The following is a 5372-nucleotide window of genomic DNA, read 5'->3' on the forward strand; positions in this document are numbered from 1 at the left end:
ATCTATTTCTATATAACCTGTACTTGCATTATCTAATGTACTACCAGTATTTTGAATTAGTTGTCCTTCACCGTCTAAATCTATAAAACCATTTAGTAATAAATTTCCGGCAATTTGTATATAGTTATCATAAACTATAAGTGATGTTCCAGTTTCTAATTCAATATTATTTGCTAGTCCTGCCGCATCCGTACTATAAATTTCAGGATAATTAGTTACACCTGTTGGAATTAAAACATCTGTAGTAATTGTAGGGATTGTTCCACAACTCCAGTTTAATGTGTTATTCCAATCGGCGCTTATGGTTCCTGTCCATGTGTTTGTTATGCAACCTATTATGTTAACTGTGTAATCTTCAACTTCCCCATAAGTAAATGATTCACAAGTAGTAGGTATTCCGTTCCATTTCATAGAAACCCTCATTCTTGTACTACCTAACGTTGCTGTAATAGGTATTGTAAATGAGCCTAACACAGGAGTTGTAGTAGTTGCAGATTGTGTCCAAACTTGTTCGCCTGCATCGGAAAAATCACCATCTCCGTTATAATCGATCCAAACGGAGTAGGCTTCATCGTATATGGTTCCTGTCCAAAATGGTGTTATTGTAATTGTATAATTTGAGTTTAAACTTAAATCTGTTGATTGTGCTGTAAAATTTGAATAACCTGTACTCGTTGTTCCTGCCCCTGAAGTATTGTTAATTGTATTTAACTGTACATTTTGTATATATTCTTCACTTGTATTGTTTCCGTTTGAAGAACAATATTCTCCGGTTCCCTGAACGGTAAAAGTATAAATCTGCTCTGTACTATCTGGGTCGTTGCTATTTATTGTTATTGTTGCACTATTTATTCCAATGGATGACGGATTATAAGTAATAATAAATGTTCCTGAACCTCCTCCTGAAATAGTTACTGGTACAGATGATACAACAAACTCTGCATTACTGCTTGTAATAGATGAAATAGTTAAATCACAACTTCCATTATTTTCAATTGTATATGTTTTAGCCAGTGATGTAGCTATCTCAACATTCCCATATTCAGTATCATTAATAACCGAAGGACTATTTCCACTACCATCATTTATAGCATTAGAACTACTATCAACAACATTTATATCTTGTGATGTTAAACCGCTTAAATCTATTATTTGAATTTCATGAGCCATTGAATTCCCACTTCTATGCGCCCAATGTGCTGCTTGTGTAATTGAATTTAAATAATAATTACGCCAACCTCGTCCATACGCCGTTCCTCCTCCACTTGAAACAGAAGACCCAATTATTAGAGCTTCATTAAAATTTGATAAGCCTGCACTAGCAATATTAATATTTGTATTAGAGTCTGAATTATTAGTATCTTGAAAACGAGTTACTGATAGATATGGATTATTTAATACATGTACAAAATGCCTGTTGGTTCCTCCAGAATCATGTGCTCCATCAAAATTCCAATCAACGCTTTGGTTATTAGATCCAGGATCTGAAATTGGCCATAAATCTGAAATTGCCTGATTTGTTCCACTTGTACTTGTATCTCCTCTAAAGTGACTAAAAATCATAGCCTCATTCCAAGATGAAACACTTGTTGCTGTACCTGTTCCGTCTGAACCACTTCGCAATGTCATTGTACCAGAGTCCCCTGAAGTATTTCCCGAATCTCCGTGTAAAACTGTCCAATTACTTCCAGTAAATTCTACAACAGTTATATAAACTGAAACATTATTTGAGGTAGTTCCTTTTTGAACTCTTAAAGTTGTTGCATTTTCAAGATATGCCAATGCCGTTCCTGAATCAGCACCGCTTGAGCTGTCGTTATTCATAATTCCTGTAATAAATGGAATACATTTATTAGCATTCAAAACCCCAGATAATGCCTGCGTAACACTATTTGTTGTTCCGTTTAAATTTACAACATACCTACCTCTAACAATCATTTCATTACAACCACCTACCGGACCAATGTATTCCCAAATAGAAGTATTAAAACGCATATCAGTATTAATAGAAGCTCCTTCTCTATAATAAGTTAAAGTACCTACCGCTGTTAAAGATCTTGCCCCTGCCATATCATCTCCATTTAAATTGGCAGGATTTAAATCGGATCTACCCGCATGAGTTTTTCTATTATTATTAGCTAAAGACACAGCGTTATTTAATGAAGAAACTGGAGTAAAGGAAGTATTATTTGCTCCTGTTCTGGGAACATCATCTTGAATATGCTGAACAAAAAAATCACTACTTTGTGATAATGCTGAAACTGAGTACAACACACAAAGCACTAATAATAAATTTATTTTCAATATGTTAGATATTGTTTTCATTTAAATATAAAATTATGGGGTTTTTGCAATTAAGATGCTAATCACAATATATAAAAATAATATTTTTATTTCAACTTTCTGTTTTTTTTAAACCCTTTTAAATGAATAGTTTAAATTCAAGAACAATTTGTATTGAAAGTTAAATAGATCACATTTTTCTAATTTTTTATAAACTAGTATAAATACAATAGCTCTTTACCTTAAAAAAGATAAAGAGCTATTGTAAAAAAAACGCTAAATTATTTTATAATTATTTTTTTACTTAGTGTGCCATTTTGAGTTTTAATAGCAACAAAATAAACTCCTGAATTTGCATTAATAGGAATATCTAATTTAGTTTCTTTTGAACTATTTTTATAATATTTTACAATTTGACCCAGTTGATTATAAACATTAACCCACTCAATATTAACATCTGAATTGTTAGTTATTTGCAATTCTGAAGTTATATTATTCATAAATACAGTAATTCCACTTTCCAAAATTTCTTCTTCAACGCCTAACGTATTTTGAGGTTTAAACACCAATGAAAATCTATTTAAATATTCTCCTTTTTCTAATGTTATATCAAAAGAATCATTTTTAATATCGTTTATAAGTCCTGTAACATTATCTTTTATATATAATTCTGTACTTTCATCAACATTTTCTAATGCATCTACTTTTATAGATATTTGTTCTCCACTAGATTTTATTCCTAATGGAATTTCCTTGTCTTCATCAACATTATTGGATGCTTGAATTACATATTTTTTATCGTTAATAGTCCAAAACATATCATCATCAAACATTTCATAAATTTCAGCTTCGTAACCCCAATCTACAGCATCACTTGTATTTTCATCAACCGTAAATAAAATTTGACGATGTGTTATAGAAGCTCCTTCAAATCCAATTCTAAATTTTGGACGCACATCTGCCGTTGTTTTGGTTGAGCTAGTAGTTTTACTGGCTTCTCCTTTCATAAAAATAGAATTGCCTGAAGCCTCTGTTTCAAAAACACGTTGTCCGTTATTAAATTCAATGGTTCCACCATCGGCATCACCAACAACAAAAAAACCTTGGGCGATTGCTATATATTGCTCTGGTGTTTTTACAGGTGTTCCAAAAGCACTAACTTCTGGTAAAGCTCCTGCCGTAGCTGGAACTCCACCTGCTTTAGTATAAGATCCAAATCCAGCTTGATAATCTTTTAAGTTATGAGAATTACCTCCGTAATGTTCCCAAAAATATAAGGTTCCTGTAATAGATGACCCTGTTCCTGAAGGTGTGTTATCATCAAGAAACTGATCTGCATCTAAAGCTGAAGGATATGGATTTCCTACCAAATAATCATTGTTTCCACCAACGGTTAATGTAATAGTTCCATTATTTGGCTTTCCAACAAAAACATAATTTTGCTCATCATCACCCGGATTCCCAGCTCCTTTCATTGTATAGCCTTCTCCTGGATTTAAACTTCCAGTACTCCCAATAGGAAACCATGAAGCATAACTACCATCAGGTGAATTTGCAAATTTATACATCCAGTAGGTACTTAGTGTGAATGTAGGAGATTTTGAACCGTTGTATCCAGAAGTATACGTAATTGGTCCAGGAGAACTTGGGATAGTTCCATCGCGCAATACATCGGAAATTGAGAACGATGCACCATTACTTGATCCTGTTTTTATAACTGGAGATGACCATTGATTGTATCTAAACTTATTACCTTGCCCTTGTTGATCTCTTTCTATATAACCAGTACTTGCATTATCTAATGTACTGCCTGTATTTTGAATTAGTTGTCCTTCACCGTCTAAATCTATAAAACCATTTAGTAATAAATTTCCGGCAATTTGTATATAGTTATCATAAACTATAAGCGATGTTCCAGTTTCTAATTCAATATTATTTGCAAGTCCTGCCGCATCTGAACTATAAATTTCAGGATAATTTATAGCACTTGCCGGAATTAAAACATTTGTTGTTATAGTTGGAACACCTCCACAACTCCAGTTTGCTGCGTTATTCCAATCGGCGCTTATGGCACCTGTCCAAATATTTGTTGTGCAGTTAGCAATATTAACGGTATAATCCTCTACTTCACCAGTTTGCCAATCATAATCACAAGACGTAACTGTACCACTACTAACACTAATTCTCATACGTGTATTTCCAAAAATAGCACTTGAAGGTACTGGAAAGTTTATAGGTACATTAATTACACTGGCACCTGCATAGTCATTCACCTTAATTATAATATGTTCGTCTGCATCATCAAAGTCATAATCTTGATTAAAATCAACCCAAATATTTAAATCATAAATATTAGATGAATTCCATCCATTAACAGCCAATGAAACTTGCCCACTTAGCGTACCACCAGGAACCGCATTTAAAGATGTAAGCGATGTAAAGTTGTTAAAGGTGCCCATTGTTCCGGTAGTTGGATTATTAAATGTTCCAAAAATAACATTTGAAATATAAAGATTCCAACCTGAATATCCAGTATTAATATTGGTTGGTGTACAATACGTAGGCGCTGGTTTTGTAATTAAAATATTATCAAACGCTGCACCGCTATTATTAGGCGGTGAACTATAATCAGTTGAAGCGAATACAACTCTAAATTGAACGTATGAATTATTATTAAAACTTGAGTTTTCAGTACTTAAATTAATGCTTTTTGTAACCCAACCTCCACTGGTATTTGACCAACCAGGACCAATACTATTAGGAACAACTATATACCAATCGTTGTACCAATTACTATCGTTAGGATCGCCTAAATTACTCCAAGTACTTCCATTAAAAGAATATTGTACTTGCACCCCATCATTTTCTTGATTACCAGTATTATACCAAACATCAAATTGAAAAGTTATATTTGAATGCCCCACAGTACTAATTACAGGACTTGTTGCTAAAATGTAACTGTCTTTTTTGTATTTATTACTATTTCCAGGTGAATCTGAATAAACATAATTACCCGAAGCTCCAGATGTATATAACGAAGCATTTCCATATACCCAGCTTTTTGTTCCATTAGTAGTTGAATTTGGAAA

Annotated in this window: 2 protein-coding genes; both read right to left on the reverse strand. The window is 33.0% G+C overall.

Going from position 1 to position 5372, the window contains the following annotated elements; translation table 11 throughout:
- A partial coding sequence (locus ABY298_RS14670) for a GEVED domain-containing protein (protein WP_372746803.1) occupies window positions 1–2325 on the reverse strand: 2325 nt, incomplete at its 3' end.
- A 239-nt stretch (window positions 2326–2564) separates the two neighbouring features.
- Window positions 2565–5372: GEVED domain-containing protein (locus ABY298_RS14675; protein WP_372746804.1), on the reverse strand; the 2808-nt coding region annotated here is incomplete at its 5' end.

It is taken from the genome of Lutibacter sp. (assembly GCF_041596795.1).
Lineage (GTDB): Bacteria > Bacteroidota > Bacteroidia > Flavobacteriales > Flavobacteriaceae > Lutibacter.